20 protein-coding genes are annotated in these 22,044 nt (G+C 57.8%); 11 read left to right on the top strand and 9 right to left on the bottom strand.

What is annotated here, in order from left to right; genetic code table 11:
* Positions 1-44: 44 nt before the first annotated feature.
* Both G5574_RS10265 and ftsP read left to right on the top strand, forming a co-directional pair.
* On the top strand, positions 45-782 hold the full coding sequence (locus G5574_RS10265) for a 1-acylglycerol-3-phosphate O-acyltransferase (protein WP_039342149.1): 738 nt from the start codon (positions 45-47) through the stop codon (positions 780-782).
* Between the two features lie 146 nt (positions 783-928).
* Entirely contained in the window at positions 929-2,359 is a 1,431-nt protein-coding gene (gene ftsP / locus G5574_RS10260) for a cell division protein FtsP (RefSeq protein WP_164482578.1), read from the top strand.
* 44 nt (positions 2,360-2,403) lie between these two features.
* Here the strand turns inward: ftsP and G5574_RS10255 are convergent, their stop codons facing one another.
* Positions 2,404-3,336: a flagellin N-terminal helical domain-containing protein gene (locus G5574_RS10255; RefSeq protein WP_033739799.1), complete on the bottom strand. Its 933-nt coding sequence runs from the start codon at positions 3,334-3,336 to the stop codon at positions 2,404-2,406.
* A gap of 478 nt (positions 3,337-3,814) precedes the next feature.
* Positions 3,815-4,642: a 2,5-didehydrogluconate reductase DkgA gene (dkgA, locus tag G5574_RS10250; RefSeq protein WP_006118176.1), complete on the bottom strand. Its 828-nt coding sequence runs from the start codon at positions 4,640-4,642 to the stop codon at positions 3,815-3,817.
* 193 nt (positions 4,643-4,835) lie between these two features.
* Here dkgA and G5574_RS10245 point away from each other — a divergent pair, with 193 nt between their 5' ends.
* Positions 4,836-5,744 (top strand): AraC family transcriptional regulator, encoded by a 909-nt coding sequence (locus G5574_RS10245; protein ID WP_033739797.1) that lies wholly within the window; start codon positions 4,836-4,838, stop codon positions 5,742-5,744.
* 11 nt (positions 5,745-5,755) lie between these two features.
* Here the strand turns inward: G5574_RS10245 and G5574_RS10240 are convergent, their stop codons facing one another.
* The 3 genes from G5574_RS10240 to G5574_RS10230 form a co-directional block, all read right to left on the bottom strand.
* The gene (locus tag G5574_RS10240) at positions 5,756-6,415 is read right to left on the bottom strand and encodes a DedA family protein (RefSeq protein ID WP_006118175.1); all 660 of its coding nucleotides are present in this window, start codon (positions 6,413-6,415) and stop codon (positions 5,756-5,758) included.
* A gap of 218 nt (positions 6,416-6,633) precedes the next feature.
* Positions 6,634-7,824: a cystathionine beta-lyase gene (gene metC, locus G5574_RS10235; RefSeq protein ID WP_164482577.1), complete on the bottom strand. Its 1,191-nt coding sequence runs from the start codon at positions 7,822-7,824 to the stop codon at positions 6,634-6,636.
* Positions 7,825-7,902: 78 nt separating this feature from the next.
* Entirely contained in the window at positions 7,903-8,709 is an 807-nt protein-coding gene (locus G5574_RS10230) for an IclR family transcriptional regulator domain-containing protein (RefSeq protein WP_039342159.1), read from the bottom strand.
* A 186-nt stretch (positions 8,710-8,895) separates the two neighbouring features.
* On the opposite strand from G5574_RS10230, the gene G5574_RS10225 reads away from it, so the two are divergent.
* From G5574_RS10225 to pcaDC, 5 genes are read left to right on the top strand one after another with little or no spacing between them, the layout of a single operon-like run.
* A complete protein-coding gene (locus tag G5574_RS10225; protein ID WP_164482576.1) occupies positions 8,896-9,585 on the top strand; it encodes a 3-oxoacid CoA-transferase subunit A in 690 nt (229 codons plus the stop codon).
* A gap of 10 nt (positions 9,586-9,595) precedes the next feature.
* Positions 9,596-10,252 (top strand): 3-oxoacid CoA-transferase subunit B, encoded by a 657-nt coding sequence (locus G5574_RS10220; RefSeq protein ID WP_033739788.1) that lies wholly within the window; start codon positions 9,596-9,598, stop codon positions 10,250-10,252.
* A gap of 10 nt (positions 10,253-10,262) precedes the next feature.
* Entirely contained in the window at positions 10,263-11,465 is a 1,203-nt protein-coding gene (gene pcaF, locus G5574_RS10215; RefSeq protein WP_164482575.1) for a 3-oxoadipyl-CoA thiolase, read from the top strand.
* A 3-nt stretch (positions 11,466-11,468) separates the two neighbouring features.
* Positions 11,469-12,809, top strand: coding sequence for a 3-carboxy-cis,cis-muconate cycloisomerase (locus G5574_RS10210; RefSeq protein ID WP_039342170.1), 1,341 nt, complete (start codon positions 11,469-11,471; stop codon positions 12,807-12,809).
* Complete coding sequence (gene pcaDC / locus G5574_RS23695) at positions 12,806-13,948, top strand: bifunctional 3-oxoadipate enol-lactonase/4-carboxymuconolactone decarboxylase PcaDC (protein WP_033739784.1); 1,143 nt, start codon at positions 12,806-12,808, stop codon at positions 13,946-13,948. Before G5574_RS10210 ends, pcaDC begins: the two co-directional genes overlap by 4 nt.
* A gap of 9 nt (positions 13,949-13,957) precedes the next feature.
* Here pcaDC and G5574_RS10200 read toward each other — a convergent pair whose 3' ends face one another.
* From G5574_RS10200 to pcaH, 3 genes are read right to left on the bottom strand one after another with little or no spacing between them, the layout of a single operon-like run.
* A complete protein-coding gene (locus G5574_RS10200; RefSeq protein WP_164482574.1) occupies positions 13,958-14,890 on the bottom strand; it encodes a LysR substrate-binding domain-containing protein in 933 nt (310 codons plus the stop codon).
* Between the two features lie 60 nt (positions 14,891-14,950).
* Entirely contained in the window at positions 14,951-15,571 is a 621-nt protein-coding gene (gene pcaG / locus G5574_RS10195; protein ID WP_033739781.1) for a protocatechuate 3,4-dioxygenase subunit alpha, read from the bottom strand.
* Positions 15,568-16,308, bottom strand: coding sequence for a protocatechuate 3,4-dioxygenase subunit beta (pcaH, locus tag G5574_RS10190; RefSeq protein WP_033739780.1), 741 nt, complete (start codon positions 16,306-16,308; stop codon positions 15,568-15,570). Before pcaH ends, pcaG begins: the two co-directional genes overlap by 4 nt.
* Positions 16,309-16,541: 233 nt before the next feature.
* Between pcaH and G5574_RS10185 the strand changes: the two genes are divergently transcribed.
* Positions 16,542-18,434, top strand: coding sequence for a bifunctional sugar phosphate isomerase/epimerase/4-hydroxyphenylpyruvate dioxygenase family protein (locus tag G5574_RS10185; RefSeq protein ID WP_162285896.1), 1,893 nt, complete (start codon positions 16,542-16,544; stop codon positions 18,432-18,434).
* A gap of 279 nt (positions 18,435-18,713) precedes the next feature.
* Positions 18,714-20,090, top strand: a complete 1,377-nt coding sequence (locus G5574_RS10180; protein WP_039342179.1) for an MFS transporter — start codon at positions 18,714-18,716, stop codon at positions 20,088-20,090.
* Positions 20,091-20,105: 15 nt separating this feature from the next.
* On the opposite strand, the gene G5574_RS10175 is transcribed toward G5574_RS10180, so the two are convergent.
* The gene (locus tag G5574_RS10175; RefSeq protein WP_226375065.1) at positions 20,106-20,621 is read right to left on the bottom strand and encodes a hypothetical protein; all 516 of its coding nucleotides are present in this window, start codon (positions 20,619-20,621) and stop codon (positions 20,106-20,108) included.
* 695 nt (positions 20,622-21,316) lie between these two features.
* Here G5574_RS10175 and exbB point away from each other — a divergent pair.
* Positions 21,317-22,042, top strand: a complete 726-nt coding sequence (exbB, locus tag G5574_RS10170) for a tol-pal system-associated acyl-CoA thioesterase (RefSeq protein WP_172677633.1) — start codon at positions 21,317-21,319, stop codon at positions 22,040-22,042.
* Positions 22,043-22,044 lie beyond the last annotated feature (2 nt).

Raw genomic sequence — 22,044 nt, 5'->3', positions numbered from 1 at the left:
TCATCCGGCTGGTTCATCGCCAGCCGTGTTACATTGAGGAAGCTATGTTACTGATATTACGCACGATTATTGTGGTAATTTATTCGATTCTGGTCTGTGTATTTGGCTGCATCTGGTGTCTGTTCTCGCCGCGCAATCCGCGTCACGTCGCCACCTTTGGTCATCTGTTTGGCAAATTATCGACGCTGTTTGGTCTGAAGGTTGAACTTCGTCGCCCAGAGGGCGCGGATAATTACGGTAATGCGATTTATATCGCTAATCACCAGAACAACTACGATATGGTGACGGCCGCTAAAATTGTGCAGCCCACCACCGTGACCGTGGGGAAAAAAAGCCTGCTTTGGATACCGTTCTTTGGCCAGCTTTACTGGCTGACCGGGAATCTGCTGATTGACCGTGACAACCGGGCCAAAGCTCACGGCACCATTGGCGAGCTGGTCGAGCAGTTCAATAAAAAACGGATTTCGTTCTGGATGTTTCCTGAAGGTACGCGCAGTCGCGGGCGGGGATTATTACCGTTTAAAACCGGTGCGTTTCACGCTGCGGTGGCGGCCGGCGTCCCGATCATCCCGATTGTAGTCTCCAATACGCACAATAAAATTAACCTCAACCGCCTGAAAAACGGCCTGGTTATTGTGGAAATGCTGCCGCCGGTAGACGTCAAACAATTTGAGTCGTCGTCTGTGCGCAAACTGGCTACCCACTGTCGTGAACTGATGGCGGCGAAGCTGGAAGAGCTTAACGCCGAAGTCGAAGAACGCGAAAAAAACGGTAAAATCTAACCGACAAATCCGTTGTCGGACTATTCTGCATGGATGCCCCACGGCGAGTGACGTCCTGCGTCGCTCGCCGTGAAAGCAGCACAGCAATGACAGCAATAAAAACAGGGTTGGCGTTTCAGCGCCACGCGTAAAAGGTCTGAAATTTCATGTCTTTCAGCAGACGTCAGTTTATCCAGCTTTCTGCCGGTGTGGCGCTCAGTGCCACGGTAATGCCGCATGCGGCACGTGCCGCTTCCTTGCGTGGTGACACGCCGCTTCCCGTTCCGCCGTTGATCGAATCCCGCCGGGGTCAGCCGCTGTTTCTGACCTTACAGCGCAGCCACTGGTCGTTTAACGGTGACAATAACAAGGTGCCGGTCTGGGGCATCAATGGCATGTACCTTGGGCCAACTGTCCGTGTTTACAGCGGCGATGATGTCAAACTGATCTACAGTAACCGCCTCAATGAACCGGTTTCGATGACCATCAGCGGCCTGCAGGTGCCAGGGGCACTGATGGGCGGCGCGCCGCGGATGATGTCAGCGGGCGTCGACTGGGCACCGGTGTTACCGATTCGTCAGAACGCCGCCACCTGCTGGTATCACGCCAACACGCCAAACCGCATGGCACCGCACGTCTATAACGGCCTGGCGGGCATGTGGCTGATCGAGGACGACCTCAGTAAGCAGCTTCCGTTGCCAAAACACTATGGCGTGGATGACTTTCCGCTGATCATTCAGGACAAGCGGCTGGATAATTTTGCGACACCGGTTTATGACCCACCCGCTGACGGCGGTTTCCTGGGCGATACGCTGCTGGTTAATGGCGTACGCAATCCGTTTATTGAGGTATCACGCGGCTGGGTGCGCCTGCGGTTGCTCAATGCCTCCAATGCCCGACGTTACGAACTCAGCATCAGTGATAACCGACCGTTTACGGTCATCGCCAGCGATCAGGGTTTTTTACCGTCGCCGGTAGCGGTACAGCGGTTAACGCTGGCTCCCGGTGAGCGGCGCGAAGTTCTGGTGGATATGTCACAAGGGGATGAGGTCTCCATTACGGCGGGCACCGCGGCTGGCATCATGGATCGCCTGCGCGGTTTCTTCGAGCCTTCGACGATTTTGACCTCAACGCTGGTGCTCACGCTTCGCCCCACTGGCCTGCTGCCGCTGGTGACGGATAATCTGCCAATGCGTTTACTGGCCGATCAGATTCTGGACGGCGCTTCGGTGCGTACCCGGGAGTTTCGTATTGGCGACAGTATGCCCGGCATCAACGGTGCCGTGTGGGATATGAACCGCATTGATACCACCGCGCAGCAGGGCACATTTGAGCGCTGGATTATCCGTGCCGATCGTCCGCAATCGTTGCATATTCAGGGCGTAATGTTCCTCATTAAGAGCGTGAACGGTGCGCAGTCGATGGGGGAAGACCGGGGCTGGAAAGACACCGTCTGGGTGGACGGCGAGGTCGAACTGCTGGTCAACTTTACCCAAAGCTCTTCAGACCATTTCCCGTTTGTCTATTACAGTCAGACGCTGGAGCTGGCGGATCGGGGAACGGCAGGTCAGCTGCTGGTGCAGCCTGCCACGGCATAACGGAGCAGACTGTGCCGGGCAGGGCTTTCAGCTTTTGCGTTTGGCTAGCGCAGAAGCTGCAACATCAGTTGGGGCATCTGATTTGCCTGGGCCAGCATGGCGGTACCGGCCTGCTGTAAAATCTGCGCCTGTGACATCGCCGATACCTCCGCAGCGTAGTCCACGTCCTCTATCCTGCTACGGGCAGAGGTAAGGTTTGTGACCATATTGTTCAGGTTGGCGATAACCGACTGAAAGCGGTTCTCATAGGCACCCAGCATACTACGCTGACTATCAACGGATTTAATCGCCCGATCGAGATCGGCCAAAGGCGTACCGTCTGTCGCGGTTCCACTTGCTCCGCCGGTAACATCCCCTTTTAAAACGTCAAAGCCTTCTGCCGCAACCGTACGGGCCACGCCATTTACGGTATCTCCTGAGGTCATTTGCCGGATATTAAGTGTTGAGCCGGTGGTACCCGCTTTCAGAAGGTTATAGCTGTCGCTGGCATCCAGATCGATCGTGATCGTTTCGCCGTCTTCCGCACCGACCTGAAAGCGATACGCAGCCGAGCCCGAGCCGGTATTCAGCATACTAATGCCGTTAAAATTCGTTTGTGCGGTAATACGGTTAATCTCCTCCATTCGCTGATTCACTTCTGTCTGAATAGAGTCGATATCCGCAGCGGAGTTGCTGCCATTTTGCGCCTGCACCGTCAGGTCACGTATGCGTTGCAGGTTGTCGTTAATCGTGGAGAGCGCCCCTTCAGCGGTTTGTGATAGCGAAATCGCATCATTGGCATTTCTGCCCGCTACCGTCATGCCGTCGATGTTTGAGGTCAAACGATTAGCAATCGCCATTCCCGCCGCATCATCTTTCGCACTGTTAATGCGCAAACCTGAAGACAGGCGCTCAATGGCGGTCGATAAAGCATTTTGAGAGTTATACAGATCGTTTTGAACGATCAACGACACGATATTGGTATTGATAACCGACATGATACGCTCCCTGGTTAAGTCGCTTAACGTTCTGAAAACCGTGAAATGACGCTCAATGGTGGTAGCCGGGATCACGCGACAGGTGTGACAGAAAACAGTATTACCTGCACAACGACGTTTTCACAAAAGCGGAGCGGCTTCGGTGTGTTGCAAAATTTTACCTGTTATAACAAGGTAAGGTGAGGCGATTCGTATTTTAAATTTTTGATTTAAAAGACAAAATACAAGGCCGGATTAAGGTGTCAGCGTTCAGCGCAAAAAATTTGATTTAACAGAGCGGAAAGACAGGGGGATTTCGGTCAGGGAAGGGTTTTTTTGCCCAGTGCCGCGCACAGCCCAGAAAGGCGTTGCGTAATTATTATGCGTTTTGTCATACATTTTAAGGACGTTTAACATTTTGCGTGGGCGCTAACCGTAAAAAAGCCCCTCCCGGAGGAGAGGCCTGCACGAGGCGTGCATCGGGTCCGATGCGCTCGTATTAGCCGTTAAACGTATCCGGGTCAGGACCTAAACGCTTACCGGTATCAAGCTGGGCAATCTCACTCATTTCTGCCTTATCCAGGCGGAAATCGAACACATTGAAGTTTTCTTCGATGCGTGCCGGCGTGACGGATTTCGGGATAACCACCAGCCCGCTGTCCAGATGCCAGCGGATAACGATTTGCGCCGGCGTCTTACCGTATTTTTTGGCCAGAGACTTGATGATTTCCTGATCGAATACGCCTTCGCCGCCCTGAGCCAGGGGACTCCAGGACTCGGTCTGAATCTGGTGCATGGCGTTCCAGGCATGCAGCGTGCGCTGTTGCAGCATCGGATGCAGCTCGATCTGGTTGATCACCGGGGTTACACCGGTTTCTTCCAGCAGACGTTTCAGGTGCGGCTGGTTGAAGTTACAGACGCCGATGCTTTTGACCAGGCCCTGTTGCTGCATCGCAATCATGTTCTTCCAGGCGTCAACATACTGATCTTTCTCCGGGCACGGCCAGTGCATCAGATACAGATCTACCTGCTCCAGCTTGAGTTTTTGCAGACTGGTTTCCAGTGCCTGCTGGACATTTTGCTGGTCAGCATTCCACAGTTTAGTGGTGATAAAAATATCCTCACGCGCGACATCGGTTTCCTGTAACGCCTGACCAATCGCTTCTTCATTTTTGTACGCGGCGGCGGTATCAATTGAACGATAGCCAACGTCCAGCGCTTTCAGCACGGCGTTGCGCGCATCTTCCATGCTGGCTTGCCACACGCCAAGTCCGAGCTGTGGCATCATGTTACCGTCGTGCAGTTTGATAATAGGTTGGTCTGCCATATCCTGCTCCTTACATTTGCAGTAAACCAGGGAATCTTCGCTGTGCTTAAGTCTAGCTAACAATTTTCAGGCTGCCTGCGAACAGGCGAGGATAACCCTGCCTGATCCTGTAAACTTCTTGCCTGATTCTCCATTTTGCTGGCGATTTAACCAGGCGCGCGGCAAACTGCGCTTTTTATTTTCAGGAGTGATGATGCCCCACGACTTACTGTGTCAGCGGCTGGCTCAACAGGTGGTCACGCTGATGACGAACGGACGCGAACAGCTGTGTCCGGTGGAAAATGTCTCACTGATTTATGCGGGGCAGCACCGACCGCGTGAGCCCATCATGTATCAGCCCGGCATTGTCATTTTGTTTCAGGGCAGCAAAACCGGTTATCTGGGCAGTACGGTTTTTCAGTACGACGCCACAAAATACCTGATGCTCACCGTGCCGCTCCCGGTCGAATGTGAAACCTGGGCGTCACCCGAGCAGCCTCTGGCCGGGATGTGCCTGCGCGTGGATACGGCCAGCCTGCAGGATTTGCTGATGGACATCGGTGATGACGAAGGGTTTCAGCCTCAGCCGTTGACCTCGGGCATTCACTCTGCCTTTCTCACGGAGCCGATGCTGTGTGCGGCAGAACGCCTGCTGGATGTGATGACCCAGCCTCGTGATGCAAGGGTGCTGGGGCCACAGATTGTGCGGGAAATTCTTTACTATGTGCTGACCGGGCCGATTGGGGGGGCACTGCTGTCACTGGTGAGTCGTCAGACGCAGTTCAGCCAGATTGCCCGGGCACTGCGCCGTATAGAGAATCACTATGCCGACAACCTCAGCGTGGACACGCTGGCGGCAGAGGTGAACATGAGTGTCTCAGCGTTTCATCATAATTTCAAAGCGGTGACGCAGACGTCGCCGCTGCAGTATCTCAAGCGTTATCGCCTGCATCAGGCGCGTTTACTGATGCTGCAGGATGGCCTGAAAGCCAGCGTCGCGGCGGTGCGCGTCGGTTATGAGAGTCCGTCGCAGTTTTCGCGGGAGTTTAAGCGCTACTTTGGCGTGACGCCGGGTGAGGAAGTGAATCGGGTGCGTCAGACGGTGGCCGAACCGCCCGCCTGACGCACGCGTGGTCAGGCTCTTTGACGACGTTTTTTCCAGATAACCACGATACTGCCAACCAGCCCGACGACCAGCAGCACCATCGGTAATACCATCAGGACAGCCATGACCTGATCTTCGTGCCGTTTAATAAACGGCACCTGGCTGATGCCGTAACCCAGCGTCACCACAATGCCCACCCACAGCAGACCGCTCAGCCAGTTAAACAGCTGAAAACGGCTGTTCTTCAGGCCGGAAATGCCCGCCATTGTTGGCAAAATGGTACGAATAAAGGCCAGAAAACGTCCCACCAGCAGCGCCATCAGGCCATGACGATTAAACATATTCCATGCGCGTTGGTGATATTGTGCCGGAAGCTGCATCAGCCAGCTCTTAACCAGTCGGGTATTACCCAGCCAGCGGCCTTGCAGGTAACTGAGCCAGCAGCCCAGACTGGCGGCGGTGGTCAGGATCAAAAGCGTGGGGAAAAAATCCATCACGCCTTTGGCTACCATCGCGCCAGCCAGCAGCAGCAGACTGTCGCCGGGCAGAAAAGAGGCGGGCAGTAAACCATTTTCCAGGAATAGCGTCATAAACATCACGCTGTAGACGATCCATACCACTTCCGGATTGGCCAGCGCGGCGAAGTCTTGATGCCAAAGCGCGTGCACAATCTCATGTAAAACACCCATTAGCTATCCCATTACGTCACAATCATGCTGAATTATAGTGTTCAGATCGGCCTGACCTCTTGGTTGTCGCCTGCCCCAGAGTGGGCGACAACCTTAACCTGCGGGGGTTCTTCTGCTCGCTGAACACTTTTATATTAAGAGAATTTTAACATCTATCTGGCTGTGGCCTGTCGATATATCACACGGGTCTGTATCTGGTTTATATCAGGTTTACTCTTTTAGCGCGTCAGGCGTGTAAAACCCGCTTCAAGATCAACCAGTAAATCATCCACATGTTCCAGACCGATGTGCAGCCGTACCAGCGTACCGCTGAAATCAACGCCGCCCGCCGGGCGAATAGCCGCCAGCTCTTCGGGTTGACTGGCTAAAATCAGCGACTCATAACCGCCCCATGAGTACGCCATGCTAAAGTGCTGAAAATGATCAAGATACATCGCTAACTGCTCGCGGCTCAGTTTTTCCTTCAGCACAAACGAAAATAATCCGCTGCTGCCGCTGAAGTCGCGTTGCCAGAAGGCGTGACCGGGGCATGCGGGCAGCGCCGGATGATTCACTCTGGCGACCTCCGGGCGGGCGGCCAGCCATTCCGCGACCTGAAGTGCACTTTCTTCATGCTGCCGCAGACGTACGCCCAGCGTACGTAACCCCCGGCTGGCCATGTAGGCGGTATCGGCATCCACCATCTGCCCCATCAGGTAGCTGTTCTCGCGCAGTTGATCCCAGCAGCGGGCATTGGCGACGGCGGTCCCAATCATGGCATCGCTGTGACCAATCAGGTATTTGGTGCCAGCCTGAATCGAAATATCCACGCCCAGCGCAAGAGGACGAAACAGCACGCCCGCCGCCCAGGTGTTGTCGATCATAATAATCGCGTCCGGTGCTTTTGCGCGCACCGCCGCCACAATGGCGGGGACGTCCTGCACTTCCATTGTGATGGAGGCGGGCGACTCCAGGAACACCACGCGCGTGTTGGGCTGAATCAGGGTGGCGATCGCATCGCCGATGCCGTGATCAAACCAGGTGGTGGAGACCTGAAGTTTAGCAAGGATTTTGGTGCAGAAATCCTGGGTTGGTTCATACACCGCGCCGCTCATCAGCACATGATCGCCTGCTTCAACAAACGCCAGAATAGCGTTAGAGACCGCTGCGGCGCCGCAAGGATACAGCACACAGCCCGCGCCGCCTTCCAGCTCTGTCATGGCGTCCTGCAAGGCAAAGTGGGTCAGCGTGCCACGACGACCATAAAACAGTTCGCCCTTTGCCCGCCCTGCGGTCGCGCGTTTTTTCTCCGCAACGGTATCGAAAACCAGCGACGAGGCTCGCTGAATGACCGCATTCACCGAACCCTGGGTATAACGTTTATCGCGTCCTGCGCTGACGAATGTGGTATCAATTTTTTTTGTGGTCATGAACTCCCTGCCTTGCCGCTTGCACCTGAGCCTTCACGTTAGCACGAATTCGGCGATGACGTTGAGGGGCAAAACAGATTATTCGCGCAGCAACAGGGAGATTTCCCGTGCGGCCTCCTGCAGTAGCGGCAAATGGTGTTGACGCAGCGTATCCGCAGAAACCTGTCCGGCATGGACGCCGACGTTCAGCGCGGCCACGATGCGTCCGTCCGCGCCACAAAGCGGCACGGCAAGCGAACGCAGACCGATTTCCAGTTCCTGATCGTTAATGGCGTAACCCTGCTGCCGGACGCGGGTCAGTTCTTCACGCAGTGCGCTGCTGCTGACCAGCGTGTGGCTGGTATAACGCAGCTGGGTCAGCCGCGCCAGATAGTCGTTCAATGGCTCAGCGGCAAGCCCACTCAGCAGCACTCTGCCCATGGAGGTGGTACTGGCGGGCAGACGACTGCCGATATGCAGGTCGATCGTCATGATGCGCGACGCGGACGCGCGGGCGATATAGAGAATGTCATCCCCGTCCAGCACCGCCATTGAGCAGGACTCGTTCAGCGTCTGGCTCAGCTGGCGTAAAACCGGCTGTGAGGCGCTGGCGAGCGGCGTGGCGCCCAGCCAGTTATGACCCAGAGTGAGCACGCGCGGACGCAGTTCAAAGTTTTTACCATCTTCGGCGTAGACAAAACCCAGCTTACTCAGGGTGTACAGACAGCGCCGCACGGCTGCGCGCGGAATACCGGTGCGCTGACTGATTTGCGACACGGACATCACGCGTCGCTGTGGGGTGAATGCCTGCAAGACCTCCAGCCCACGCGCCAGTGAAGCCATAAAGTTCGGATCCCCTTTCCAGGGATCGCTGCTGCCGCGCAGCGTCTGATCGTCATCCATCATGCTTTTCTCCCGAGATTAACAGGATCGTCCTGCAACTGTGCGAACGATCACATTGTGCCATTTGGTTTTGCCAGTGACCGATAATCGCACACTATTTCGATAATCGGTATTGTTTGCACTCACAGAGCGATCTACTTTTTGGCTATTCACTACTAACCGGCTGATGCCGGGCTAAAGGAACAGCTAATGATCAATAAAAGTGTGGCAACACTGGCAGAGGCCGTGGCGGTCATCCCGGACGGGGCCAGCATCATGATTGGCGGATTCGGACCTGCCGGTCAGCCGCTGGAACTGATCGATGCGTTGATCAAAAGCGGCGCTTGCGGGCTGACGGTGATCAGCAATAACGCTGGCAACGGTGACAGCGGCCTGGCCGCGCTGCTTAAGGCAGGCCGCGTTGATAAAATGATTTGTTCATTTCCGCGCCAGGTTGACTCCTGGGTGTTCGATGAGCGCTATCGTCGTGGAGAGATTGAACTGGAGCTGGTGCCACAGGGCAACCTTGCCGCCAGGATGCAGGCCGCAGGCAGCGGTTTAGGCGGCATTTTCACCCCCACCGCCTTTGGCACGCCGCTGGCGGAAGGCAAGGAAACGCGGGAAATCGATGGCCGCCATTACGTGTTCGAAAAACCGCTCAAAGCCGATTTCGCGCTTATCAAAGCCCATCAGGGCGACCGCTGGGGCAACCTGGTGTACCGCAAAGCGGCGCGGAATTTTGGCCCCGTGATGGCGATGGCCGCTACCACGACCATTGCCCAGGTAGCAGAGCTGGTGCTGCTGGGCCAGCTCGATCCTGAAAACGTCGTCACGCCGGGCATTTTTGTCCAGCGCCTGGTGTGCGTTCCCCATCCCGTTACCCTGACCGTTTCAGCCTGAGGAGTCGGCAATGCAAAAACTCACCCGTGACCAACTGGCACAGCGCGTGGCGCGCGATATTCCGGAAGGGGCTTACGTTAACCTGGGGATTGGCCTGCCGACCCGCATTGCGAACTATCTGCCTGCGGACAAAGAAATCTTTTTGCACAGCGAAAACGGACTGCTCGGCATGGGGCCAGCGCCTGCGCCGGAAGACGCCGATCCGGAGCTGATCAATGCCGGAAAAGAGCTGGTAACCCTGCTGCCGGGCGGCTGCTTTTTCCATCATGGCGACTCCTTTGCCATGATGCGTGGCGGGCATCTGGATATCTGCGTCATGGGCGCGTACCAGGTATCCGTCAGCGGCGATCTGGCGAACTGGAGTACCGGTGCGCAGGATGCAATTCCTGCTGTCGGCGGCGCCATGGATCTCGCCATTGGCGCGCGCAAGGTTTACGTGATGATGGACTACCTGACGAAAAAAGGGGAATGCAAGCTGGTGAAGCAGTGCAGCTATCCGCTCACCGGGCTGGGGTGCGTCAGCCGGATCTATACGGATATGGCCGTGATTGATATTACGCCGGACGGTCCGCTGGTGGTCGAGTGCTGCCCCGGACTGAGTTTCGAGGCGCTCCAGGCGGTCACGCCGGTGCGTTTACTGCAACCTGAACTGGCGACCACCGCCTGAGGAACCGCGAATGCAACAGGCTTTTATTTGTGATGCGCTCCGCACGCCATTTGGCCGTTATGGCGGCGCGCTCGCGGGAATTCGGGCAGACGATTTGGCGGCCTTACCGCTGGCGGCGCTGCTTGCCCGTCAGCCTGCTTCTGTCGCGCAGGCGATCGATGATGTGATCTATGGCTGCGCCAATCAGGCAGGCGAAGACAATCGTAACGTGGCGCGTATGGCCCTGTTACTGGCCGGGCTGCCGTCCAGCGTGCCTGGCACGACGATCAATCGTCTTTGCGGTTCGGGGCTGGATGCCATCGGCATGGCGGCCAGGGCAATAAAATGCGGCGAAGCCGAGGTCATGATCGCAGGCGGCGTAGAGAGTATGTCGCGCGCGCCCTTCGTGACCGGAAAAGCAGAAAGCGCGTTTAGTCGCAGCCTGAAAATGGAAGACACCACCATGGGATGGCGTTTCATCAACCCGCAGATGCGCGCCCGCTTTGGCGTTGAAACCATGCCGGAAACGGCGGAAAACGTGGCACGCGATTTTGCTATCAGCCGCGCCGATCAGGATGCCTTTTCGCTACGCAGCCAGCTTCGTACCGCGCGTGCGCAGGAGATGGGCCTGTTCAGTGACGAGCTGATGACCGTCACTCTCCCGCAGCGCAAAGGGGAAGCTATCACTGTTGCCTGCGATGAGCATCCGCGCAGTACCTCCCTGGCGGCGCTGGCGGGATTAAAAGGCGTCGTGACGCCGGACGGCAGCGTGACGGCAGGCAACGCCTCGGGCATCAATGACGGGGCCTGCGCCTTATTACTCGCCAGTGAAAACGCGGTTGCCGCCCACGGCCTCACGCCGCTGGTGCGTGTGGTCGCGATGGCTGCCTGCGGCGTTGAACCGCGTATCATGGGTTATGGTCCCGTACCTGCGGTACGCAAAGTGCTGGCCCAGAGTGGCCTGACGCTGGCACAAATGGACGTAATCGAATTAAATGAAGCGTTTGCTGCCCAGGCGCTGGCTGTGACGCGGGCGCTCGGGCTGGCCGACGATGCCGCGCAGGTGAACCCTAACGGCGGCGCAATAGCGCTGGGCCATCCGCTCGGCGCATCCGGTGGCAGGCTGACCATGACCGCGGCCTATCACCTGCGGCGCACCGGAGGACGTTACGCACTCTGCACCATGTGCGTCGGTGTCGGGCAGGGAATCGCACTTATTCTGGAACGGGTATAATCAATGTCTCTTTACCGCGCCATGTTTATGGCTTCTCCTCTCAGTGAGGGCTTCAGCGATACGGCGCTGCTGCAGGGGATGCTGGATTTTGAAGCTGGCCTGGCACAGGCGCTTGCCAGTGCGGGGCTGATGGACCGCGAATCTGCGCAGATCATTCAGGACTGCTGCCGTGCCGACGCGATCGATGCCGCTGCGCTGACCCAGGCCGCAGGGCTGGCCGGCAACCTGGCGATTCCCCTCGTCAAACAATTGACCGCTTTGGTGGCTGCCCGATCGCCCGAGGCGGCGCGCTATGTCCACTGGGGCGCAACCAGCCAGGACGCAATCGACAGCGGACTGATGCTGCAACTGCGCGCGGCGCTCAGCGGTACGGCTACGCTGTTGGATCGGCTGATTGCCGTGCTGAGCGCGCAGTGCGAACGGCACAGCAAAACGCTGATGGTCGGACGCACGTGGTTGCAACATGCCTTGCCCGTTACCCTTGGGCTGAAGCTGGCAGGCACGCTGGACGCCCTGGTACGCGATCGACAACGCCTCAGGGCGATGCAGACGCGGGTACTGGCGCTGCAGTTTGGCGGGGCGGCAGGCACGCTGGCCTCGCTGGGCGATAAAGGCGAGCAGGTCGAGCAGGCACTGTCCGATGCGCTGAATTTGCCGCGTAGCGCCACGCCCTGGCATGCTCAGCGCGACAGGCTTACCGAGCTGGCAGGCTGGTATGCCGGCCTGACCGGGACGCTGGGCAAGCTGGCGCGGGATATGTCGCTGCTGATGCAGAGCGAGGTAGGGGAGATCAGCGAACCTCAGGCGGCAGGGCGGGGCGGCTCCTCAACCATGCCGCATAAACGTAATCCGGTACTGTGCGCCGCCATTCTCAGCGCGGCCAATCGGGTACCGGCGCTGATGTCCGGTCTGTATGCCGGGATGGTGCAGGAACACGAGCGTGCGCTGGGTGGCTGGCAGGCCGAGTGGCAGAGCCTGCCGCAGCTGATCGTACTGAGCGGCGCGGCGCTGGCCCACAGCACGGAACTGATCGACGGGCTGGAGGTGCATGAAGATGCCATGCAACGTAACCTTGGCCTGACGCAGGGATTAATTATGGCGGAAGCGGTCACGCTGGCGCTGGCGAACGAGATGGGACGCCAGCAGGCGCACCATCATATTGAGCAGTGCTGCCGCCGGGCGCTGGACACACAGCAGAGTTTGTTGTCCGTACTGAGCGCGGATGAAACGGTCAGAACGCGCCTGAGTCATTCAACGCTGGAGGCGCTGCTCGACCCGGCCAATGCCACGGGCAGTGCGGCGCGCTTTATTCAACAGGTTTTAGCGGCGGCGAGGGAATCATGACACTTCATTACATCCTTGAGGGGCCAGACGATGCTCCGGTGGTGTTATTCAGCAACTCCTTAGGAACGGCGGCAGACATGTGGCAGCCCCAGCGCGATGCGCTGATCGGTCATTATCGCATTCTGCGTTACGATGTCCCGGGGCACGGTGCCTCGGCACCGAACGGACAAACCCGTTCGCTGGAACAGCTGGGGAGGGCGGTGCTGTCGCTGCTGGATAAGCTGGCTATCGACAGGGTGCATTTTTGCGGCATTTCGATGGGCGGGCTGACCGGACTCTGGCTGGCCCGTTTCCATCCTCATCGCCTGATCACGCTCACGGTCGCCAACAGCGCCGCGAAGATCGGTGAGTCTGCGGCCTGGCAGCAGCGCGCAGCGCAGGTGCGTCAGTACGGTATGGCGGCGATTGCTGACGGGGCCGCCGCACGCTGGTTTACGCCGGCATTCTGCGAACGGGCACCCGCCACCGTGCAGGCGTTGCTCACGCAACTGCGTGCCTGTGATGCAGAAAGTTATGCGGACTGCTGCGATGCGCTGGCTGCCGCAGATTTACGTCACGAACTGGCGGCCATTCATCTTCCTGTGCTGGTCATTGCGGGGCGGGACGATGCCGTGACGACGGTGGCCGACGCAGAAGCCATGGTGGCGCACATCCACGGCGCGCAGCTGGTGGTGTTGCCTGCGTCGCATCTCTCCAGTGTGGAGGTGTGGCTGGCGTTTAATCGTGCCCTGCAGCCGTTTATTGACGCGCAACTGACGCAGCAGCAGCGTTATCAGCAGGGAATGACGGTGCGCCGCGCGGTACTCGGTGACGCGCATGTGGACCGCACCCTGGAGAATCTGTCCCCTCTGAACGACGAATTTCAACACTTCATCAGTCGTTACGCCTGGGGAGAGATCTGGACCCGGCCCGGATTGTCGCGCCACACGCGCAGCCTGATCACCATCGGTATGCTGATTGCGCTTAACCGTGAAGCCGAACTGAAAATGCATCTGCGGGCCGCATTCAATAACGGGGTCAGTCGGGATGAGATCAAAGAGGTACTGATGCATGCCGCGCTGTATTGTGGCCTGCCTGCGGCGAACGCGGCGTTCCACCTGGCGCAAAGCATTTTCGACGAGCGGGATAGTGCCCGTTAAATCGCGGCGTCAGACCGGGACATCCAGCACCCGCTGACGCAATGCCGCCACCAGATGTTGTTGTTCAGGGGGCGGTGTATGCTGCTGACGGGTCAGGATGCCCACCGCTTCGGCCATGCCCTGGTTCGGCAGCGGCAGAGCCCGAAGCTGATTACTCGTTAAGTCGTCGCGCACCGCGCCGTAGGGCACGAGCCAGACGTAACCGTGGTTTTGCGTCAGCCGCCGCGCCAGCGTCGTTGACAGGGTTTCTACCGCGCCTTCGGGCAGGGTCAGCCCATGGCTGGTCATCAGCGATTCCGCATTTTGACGCGGTACGGTGCCGCGTGGCGAAAGGATCAACGGCCAACTGAGCGCTTCTGCCAGGGTCACGCCCGCATGCAACAAGGGATGGTGCGGGGCCACGACCAGACGCAGTGTTTCCAGATACAACAGTTCAAAGTTCAGACCGTCCATCAGAACCGGTTCCGCCATCCGTCCGATTCCCAGCGTCATTTGCCCCGACTTTATCGCCATCAGCAGCGCGTCGTTCGAAAGCGTAGTGACCTGTATACGCCAGCCCGGATAGTGCTGCTGCAGGCTGGCCAGCACCGGCGCAACCACGCTGCCGATGGCGGTCGGCAAGGCACCGATATGCAGAGGCGCGAGAGGTGGCGCGCTGTCCGGACGCATGACCTGATCGACCAGCGTAAGTGCATCCAGGATGCGAATGGCGTCATGCAGAAAGCGCGTCCCGCTGGCGGTCAGCGCTGTTCCCTGGCGGCTGCGCACCAGCAGTTGTTCACCGGTCAGGTATTCCAGTTCGCTGAGGGTTTTCGATAAGGCGGGCTGAGTAATACCCAGTTGGCGGGCGGCACGGCCCAGCGTCCCTTGCTGCGCGGTGGCAACAAAAGCGTGAAGATGACGCACGCGCACGCGCTGACTGAACCGGGAAACACTATCCATGGCTCATGGTAAGAATTTGCCGCCGCAGTGGCAAGGACAATGTAGCGACTTTGTTAAGCGTCAGACATCAAAAAATACGGTTTCGTTTTCGCCCTGCAGAACGATATCGAAACGGTAAACCGTTTCGCTGCCGCGTTGTTCACGGTGTGCCAGCAGGGTGTTGCGCCGCTTCTCCCACTCAATCAGATTCAGCACCGGATCCCGGGCATTTGCCGCCTGTTCATCGGCAAAATAGAGGCGGGTGTTCAGGCCGATATTGATACCTCGTGCCACAATCCATAAGTTGAGGTGAGGCGCCATGGGACGTCCGTCGCGGCCGGTCACGCTGCCGGGCTTGATGGTTTCAAAACGCCAGATGCCGCTGTCAAAATCGGAGCAGGTGCGCCCCCAGCCGCGAAACGCCGGATCCAGCGGCTTGTCGTGCTGCTGGTCAGCGGGATGCTGGTAGCGCCCGGCGGCATTGGCCTGCCACACTTCTATCAGCACATCGCGCACCGGCGTGCCAGAACCATCGTAAACACAGCCTTCAACGGTAATACGCTCACCGCGCGTTTCCGGCTGCGTGAGCACCTCGCTGAAATTATGTTCAAAGATATCAAAGCCCGCGGCATGCGGTGCCAGGCCAATGTGCACGTAAGGGCCGGCAGTTTGTGAGGCCGTTTCAGGCAGATAGTTTTTCATGATGCGGCTCCCTGAGTGCGGTTTTCGAACCAGGTTGCGCGGTGACCCCGCAATACCAGATCAAAGCGATAGGCCAGACAGTCCAGGGGAATCGCCGAATGCGTATCCAGCTCTGCAATCAGGGTGCGGACGGCTTCTTCGCTGCCTACCGACTGCAGGATAGGACAGCGTCCTACCAGCGGATCGCCCTCAAAATACATCTGCGTAATCAAGCGCTGAGCAAAGGCTTCGCCAGAAAGGGAAAAATGAATATGGGCTGGACGCCAGTCGCTGACCTGGTTACGCCAGGGATAGGGGCCGGGCTTAATGGTCCGAAAGCAGTAGTAGCCATTGTCGTCGGTCAGCATGCGACCACAGCCGCCAAAATTCGGATCGATGGGGGCCAGATACTGATCTTTTTTATGACGATAGCGACCGCCAGCATTGGCCTGCCATACCTCAACCAGGGCATTCCGCACCGGCTGACCAAACGCATCGCGCACGTAGCCATGCACAATGATGCGCTCGCCAATCGGCAGGCCGTCCTTCGCATAATTAAGAATCAGATCGCTGTCCCGGGGGCCCAGCTCCTGACGGGTGAACACCGGTGCGGTGATTTCCGATAAGGAATTTTGCAGCGAAATCAGCGCATTGCGCGGCGAGCGCAGTATGCTGGTTTTGTACAACGGCGCAAGCGCCGGCGGGTGATGGCGGTAATCACGGTGTACCAGTTCACGGGCGGGCCAGTCATTTTTCATCCAGGCATCCTTATTGTTTTGTTTTTCGCGTACAGAGGAACGAGTGTAGGAAGCGTAACTTGTAAAAGAAAAGTGAAAAAACGTAGCTGTACTCATAACCAAAAATCATGACCTGTCACATTGACGAAATGTTCCATCTGGTTCATAACAATTGCCAATCTCCGTTAGCAGAACGCCTCGCTGCTGACTGGCTGCTTTAAGGTCACCCTGTGACCGTTTATCAGGAGGCAATAATGAAACGTTCTGTCGCAACGGTCTCGGTATCGGGCACGCTGCCGGAAAAGCTGCGCGCAATCGCCGCCGCCGGCTTTGATGGTGTCGAAATTTTCGATAACGATTTAGTCTATTATCCCGGCTCACCCGTGGAGATTCGCCAGTTGTGCGAAGAGCTGGGCCTGGAAATTTTACTGTTCCAGCCCTTCCGTGACTTCGAAGGCGGCCCGCGTGACAGGCTGGCACAAAATCTGGCCCGTGCGGCGCGCAAGTTTGAGGTGATGACGCAACTGGGCTGCCAGCGGATGCTGGTATGCAGTAATGTGTCACCCGACTGCAGCGATGATTTCAACACCCAGGTCAGCGATCTGCGTGCGCTGGCGGAGCTGGCCGCGCAGTACGGTATTACCCTCGGTTATGAGGCGCTGGCCTGGGGCCGACATGTCAGCCTGTGGCGTGATGCCTGGGCCCGCGTGGAAGCGGTGGACCATCCCTCCTTTGGCATTGTGCTCGACAGTTTTCATATTTTGTCTCGCGGCGACAGCCTTGACGGCCTGGACATCGTGCCGCCCGAAAAAATAGTGTTCGTGCAACTGGCAGATGCGCCGCTGCTGAAAATGGACGTGCTTTCCTGGAGCCGTCACTTCCGCTGCTTCCCCGGCCAGGGGGAACTGAATCTGACGCAGTTTATGACGCAGCTGTCAGCACATGGCTATCGCGATGCCTGGTCGCTGGAGATTTTTAACGACGGATTCCGCGCTTCACCGGTAGTGCCGACGGCGCAGGACGGCTACCGATCGCTGTTGTGGCTGGAGGAGCAAACCCGCGACTGGCTGGTCAGACAACCGCTGCTGCCCAGCGCGCTGGCTTCACTGGCGGGAGAAGAATTATTTCACTCAGCGCCTCAGCCGCCGCTGCTGGCACTGGAGTTTATTGAATTTGCCGTCAGCCATAACGATGCGCTGGCGTTAGGGCAGTGGCTCACGCAGCTTGGCCTGGTGCACGCGGGCGAGCACCGTTCGAAACAGGTTTCGCTTTATCGCAACGGCAAGGTCAACGTCATTCTGAATGCGCAGCCCGACAGCCAGGCCAGCGGTTACTACCATCAGCATGGTATTTCCCTCTGTGCAGTGGCCTGGCGCGTACGCGGCGTGGAGAACCTGATTCAGCGGGCGCAGGATTATGGCTACGCTATCTGGCAGGGCGAAACCGGCCCAAATGAACGTCAGATACCGGCTTTATGCGCGCCGGATGGCAGCCTGATTTATCTGGTGGAAGACGAGCCCGCCGGTCAGGACGGTTACCACAGTGATTTCAATTTAACGCATCGCAGCGCGCCTCAGCCTGCGATGCAGACCCTGGATCATCTGGCGATCGCGTTGCCGGATGAAACGCGCGACAACTGGATTATGTTCCTGCGCAGCGTACCGGGCTTTGTTCAGGATACCGAATGGGAACTGCCTGATCCGCTTGGGCTGGTGCGCAGCCGCGTTTTACGCAGCCCGAATGATGCTATCCGTCTGCCGTTGAATATGTCGGTCAGCCGGGAAACGCAGATCGCCCGTGCGTTGACGACCTACCAGGGGGCGGGATTACAGCACGTGGCGTTTGGTTGCGACGATCTGTTCAGCGCAGTAAAAGCCGCCCGCGAACGCGGCCTGAAAACTTTGCGCATCCCCGCTAACTATTATCAGGATCTGCTGGCGCGCTTTGACCTCGACCCGGATTTTCTGGCGCAGTTACAGCGCTTTGACGTGATGTATGATCGCGATGAACAGGGCGGAGAGCTGCTTCACGTCTATACGGAACCCTATGAAAAAGGGCGCTTTTTCTTTGAATTACTGGAGCGGCGGCGTCGCTATCACGGCTTCGGTGCGGCAAACGCGCCGGTACGGCTGACCGCCATGCGGTAATTCACAGGGGCCAGGCTGACTGGCCCCGTTACCCCAATCCCGCGTTTTCTCTCTTTCCCTTTGCTGACATCACGCCGATCACGCTCACAATCCTCACCGGACAGTCCAGACAGACTTTCCAGAAAATTCCTTATTTTTAACAAGCCATTAACGCATTTCAGCTGCCCGCACGGGCGCAGGTTGCGCGATAAACGCACAAAATTTCGATTATCGCCATTTCTTGCCCTGCAGCGCCTGCATATAGTAACTGCACATTACTTATTTCACCGGAGAGTCACCGTGGCGGAAAGCAAAGCAATTGATGTTCGGGCGTTAATCGACAGCCGCCCGCTGGGGATGTGGCAAAAGATGGTGGTGCTGTTCGGCTTCTGCATCATCGCGCTTGATGGGTTCGATATCGCCATCATGGGGTTTATTGCCCCTGAATTGAAAGCAGACTGGGGGATCACGAATCGCGAACTGGGGCTGATTATCAGCGCGGCGCTGGTGGGACTGGCGCTGGGGGCGATGCTCTCGGGTCCGCTGTCCGATAAGCTGGGCCGAAAAGTGGTCATCATTAACAGCGTGTTCTTTTTTGGCGCGTGGACGCTGATCACCGCCTTCTCGCAAAATATGGAACAGATGGTCCTGTTTCGCTTTCTCACCGGCCTGGGTTTAGGCGCGGCGATGCCGAATGTGGGGACGCTGGTGGCGGAGTTTGCCCCGGCCAGACGGCGCGCCTTTCTTATCACCGTCGTTTTTTGTGGCTTTACTTTTGGCGCGGCACTGGGCGGTTTCGCCGCCTCCTGGCTGATGCCGCACTTTGGCTGGCATGCTGTGCTGTTGCTGGGCGGTATCCTGCCGATCCTGTTTGTGCCGTTACTGCTGTGGGCGCTGCCGGAGTCGGTCTGCTTTCTGGTGGTCAGGCGCGCGGCCAGCCAAAAAATTCACCGTATCCTGGCGAAACTGGCCCCGGATCTGGATCTGCAACAGTGTACGCTGGCGTTGCCCCCGGTCAGTCGGGCTCACGCGCAACCTGTGAAAGTCGTCCTCAATGACACCTACCGCTTCGGCAGCCTGATGCTGTGGGGCGCCTATTTCACCGCACTGTTTCTGTTTTACACCCTGGGCAGCTGGCTGCCGATGCTGATTAAAGACAACGGCTTTAGCGTGGTTCAGGCGGCGGTTATTACGGCCCTGTTCCAGGCTGGCGGCACCTGCGGTTCTCTGTTTTCCGGCTGGCTGATGGATCGTATTGAATCGCATCGTGCCTTATCGCTGATTTACGGCGCGGGTGGACTGTTTACTGTTTGTATGGGGCTGTCGATGACGCATCCGGTGTTGCTCGGCGGCTGCGCACTGATGATAGGCTTTTGCATTGGTGGCGCGAACACCGGAATGAATGCCCTGTCGGCCAGCTTTTATCCCACCGAGGCGCGGGCAACCGGTTCCAGCTGGATGCACGGCGTCGGGCGCGTTGGCGCAATCCTGAGTGCGCTGGCGGGCGCGGAAATGCTGGCGCTGGGGTGGGGCGTTACCACGATTTTCGCGGTATTAGCGATTCCGGCCTTGCTGACGGTGGCAATGATTGCGGCGAAAGGACGCTATCAGCAGCGTCAGCGCGCGGACAGCGGCACCGTCTCCCGCTGGGGCGTCAGCCCGGGGGATATCCATTAACCTGCCCAGCCGCGGTCAATGCAGACAGGGCAGTAAGCCCGCGTCCATGTCCCGTTGCGGCACAAACAGATTTTGCTGTGCCGCGTTGTCTGCCTGACTCAGGCAGGGCGGCAGCGGTTGCGCAGGGCGCTGACGCAGTAAGGTATCAGGCTGGAACAGGGGGGAGGTTGACGTACTTACCGGTGTTGGCGCTTCCCCGCTGTCTGCACGGAATGGCGGCCGGACGGACTTTTTACCGGCGTGATGCGCATAGTGAAAACGCTTCAGTTTGCCCGGCGGTGCCGCATTGCGTGAAGCATGAATAAAGCGAATGAGCGCGACCGTGCGGAGCTGACGACTGAAACACTTCACCATACCGGATGAGGGCTTACCCGATTCATAGCAGCGCCTGAAGAAGTGCAACGTAATCAAGGTGTTCGTCGCGGCATAGCACGCCCCTGAACAGGGTGAAACCATGCCCGATCCCGGCAACAGCAGTGAGATAAGCAGGAAGACGCGCGACAGCCAGAGAGAGGCTGGGCGTCCCGGCATTTGTGGCGAGTCCTCAGCGCCTGGTACAGATACCAAAGAGGACCGGCGCGCGCCGGCACTCAGTGACGCATCTTCCGGATGGGCCCGGACGGATTGCCGATCAGCGTGGCGATTGCAGGCAGCGATCCTGTTATGTGAAGCACAGCGGCCCTGCTGCTTTATTCGACGAAAAAACGTCATCAGGCTGGCGATAAAGAGGTTACTCATCGGCTGTTTTCATTATGTTTGCGCAACGGCCACTTACAACAGGCAAACCCTGACTGGCGGCCTCAATGTTTTACATGCTGGCTTATCTGACAATGAAAATTCAGATTGATGCTGGACCGGATAAAATTATTTTTCTCGCGCCATTATGACGCCCGATGGCTTATTAAACGCCACAAAACACTTTCCCTGCGTCTGCGGTTAGCGTGCTCAGCAGGGCGGGCTGCGGATCAACTCACTCTCCATGCGCATCAGCCATCGACCAGGCAGTTTCTGACCGCCCTCATCGCTGCGTTGCATACTGTCCGGATACAGGCAACACGGTGCAACAGATACGGCTACGCGTTATCCCTTCTTCCAGCGATATCCAGCTATTTGATTGTAAATACTAATGAGAACCACTATCAATTCGATTGATTTTTGCTATCATTTGCCCTTATTCCGCATCCTGTATATGAAGTTGGAGAAGCAGCGTGGTAGCCAGTGATTTAATGCAAGCGGACCTTTCCGTGTGGGGCATGTATCAGCATGCCGATATTGTGGTGAAGGTTGTCATGATCGGTCTGTTACTGGCCTCGGTCGTGACCTGGGCCATTTTCTTCGGGAAGTACGCTGAGCTGAGCGCCGCCAGACGTCGCCTGAAGCGTGAACAACTGGCATTAGGCGAAGCCCGCAGTCTCAATGATGCCGCGCGCGCGGCCCAGAGCTTCCATGCGGCCAGCCACAGCGCGGTGCTGTTACATGATGCGCAAAACGAGCTGGAACTGTCCGCAGGCGTGGAAGAAACCGGCGGCATTAAAGAACGCACTGCGTTTCGTCTTGAGCGTCGGGTTGCGGCATTCTGCCGTCATGCGGGGCGCGGGAATGGCTTCCTGGCCACGATTGGCTCGGTGGCGCCCTTCGTCGGCCTGTTTGGTACCGTCTGGGGCATCATGAACAGCTTTATCGGTATTGCCAAAACCCAGACGACTAACCTGGCGGTCGTGGCACCGGGTATCGCCGAAGCGCTGCTGGCGACGGCCATTGGTTTAGTCGCGGCGATTCCGGCGGTTGTGATTTATAACGTGTTTGCCCGTATGATCGCTAATTACAAAGCCTCCTTAGGCGACGTTGCCGCGCAGGTCATGCTGCTGCAAAGTCGCGATATCGACCTGGGAAACCTGGCTCAGCCTGAGGTCAGCCGTCCTGCCGCCGCGCAAAAACTGCGTCTGGGGTAAGC

The sequence above is a fragment of the Pantoea stewartii genome, assembly GCF_011044475.1.
Classification (GTDB): domain Bacteria; phylum Pseudomonadota; class Gammaproteobacteria; order Enterobacterales; family Enterobacteriaceae; genus Pantoea; species Pantoea stewartii.
This window is presented reverse-complemented; position numbering and strand designations above follow the sequence as displayed.

Coding starts and splice junctions, on each gene's coding strand:
- G5574_RS10265 (WP_039342149.1), top strand. CDS start 45: ATGTTACTGATATTACGCACGATTATTGTGGTAATTTATTCGATTCTG.
- ftsP (WP_164482578.1), top strand. CDS start 929: ATGTCTTTCAGCAGACGTCAGTTTATCCAGCTTTCTGCCGGTGTGGCG.
- G5574_RS10255 (WP_033739799.1), bottom strand. CDS start 3,336: ATGTCGGTTATCAATACCAATATCGTGTCGTTGATCGTTCAAAACGAT.
- dkgA (WP_006118176.1), bottom strand. CDS start 4,642: ATGGCAGACCAACCTATTATCAAACTGCACGACGGTAACATGATGCCA.
- G5574_RS10245 (WP_033739797.1), top strand. CDS start 4,836: ATGCCCCACGACTTACTGTGTCAGCGGCTGGCTCAACAGGTGGTCACG.
- G5574_RS10240 (WP_006118175.1), bottom strand. CDS start 6,415: ATGGGTGTTTTACATGAGATTGTGCACGCGCTTTGGCATCAAGACTTC.
- metC (WP_164482577.1), bottom strand. CDS start 7,824: ATGACCACAAAAAAAATTGATACCACATTCGTCAGCGCAGGACGCGAT.
- G5574_RS10230 (WP_039342159.1), bottom strand. CDS start 8,709: ATGATGGATGACGATCAGACGCTGCGCGGCAGCAGCGATCCCTGGAAA.
- G5574_RS10225 (WP_164482576.1), top strand. CDS start 8,896: ATGATCAATAAAAGTGTGGCAACACTGGCAGAGGCCGTGGCGGTCATC.
- G5574_RS10220 (WP_033739788.1), top strand. CDS start 9,596: ATGCAAAAACTCACCCGTGACCAACTGGCACAGCGCGTGGCGCGCGAT.
- pcaF (WP_164482575.1), top strand. CDS start 10,263: ATGCAACAGGCTTTTATTTGTGATGCGCTCCGCACGCCATTTGGCCGT.
- G5574_RS10210 (WP_039342170.1), top strand. CDS start 11,469: ATGTCTCTTTACCGCGCCATGTTTATGGCTTCTCCTCTCAGTGAGGGC.
- pcaDC (WP_033739784.1), top strand. CDS start 12,806: ATGACACTTCATTACATCCTTGAGGGGCCAGACGATGCTCCGGTGGTG.
- G5574_RS10200 (WP_164482574.1), bottom strand. CDS start 14,890: ATGGATAGTGTTTCCCGGTTCAGTCAGCGCGTGCGCGTGCGTCATCTT.
- pcaG (WP_033739781.1), bottom strand. CDS start 15,571: ATGAAAAACTATCTGCCTGAAACGGCCTCACAAACTGCCGGCCCTTAC.
- pcaH (WP_033739780.1), bottom strand. CDS start 16,308: ATGAAAAATGACTGGCCCGCCCGTGAACTGGTACACCGTGATTACCGC.
- G5574_RS10185 (WP_162285896.1), top strand. CDS start 16,542: ATGAAACGTTCTGTCGCAACGGTCTCGGTATCGGGCACGCTGCCGGAA.
- G5574_RS10175 (WP_226375065.1), bottom strand. CDS start 20,621: ATGCCGGGACGCCCAGCCTCTCTCTGGCTGTCGCGCGTCTTCCTGCTT.
- exbB (WP_172677633.1), top strand. CDS start 21,317: ATGCAAGCGGACCTTTCCGTGTGGGGCATGTATCAGCATGCCGATATT.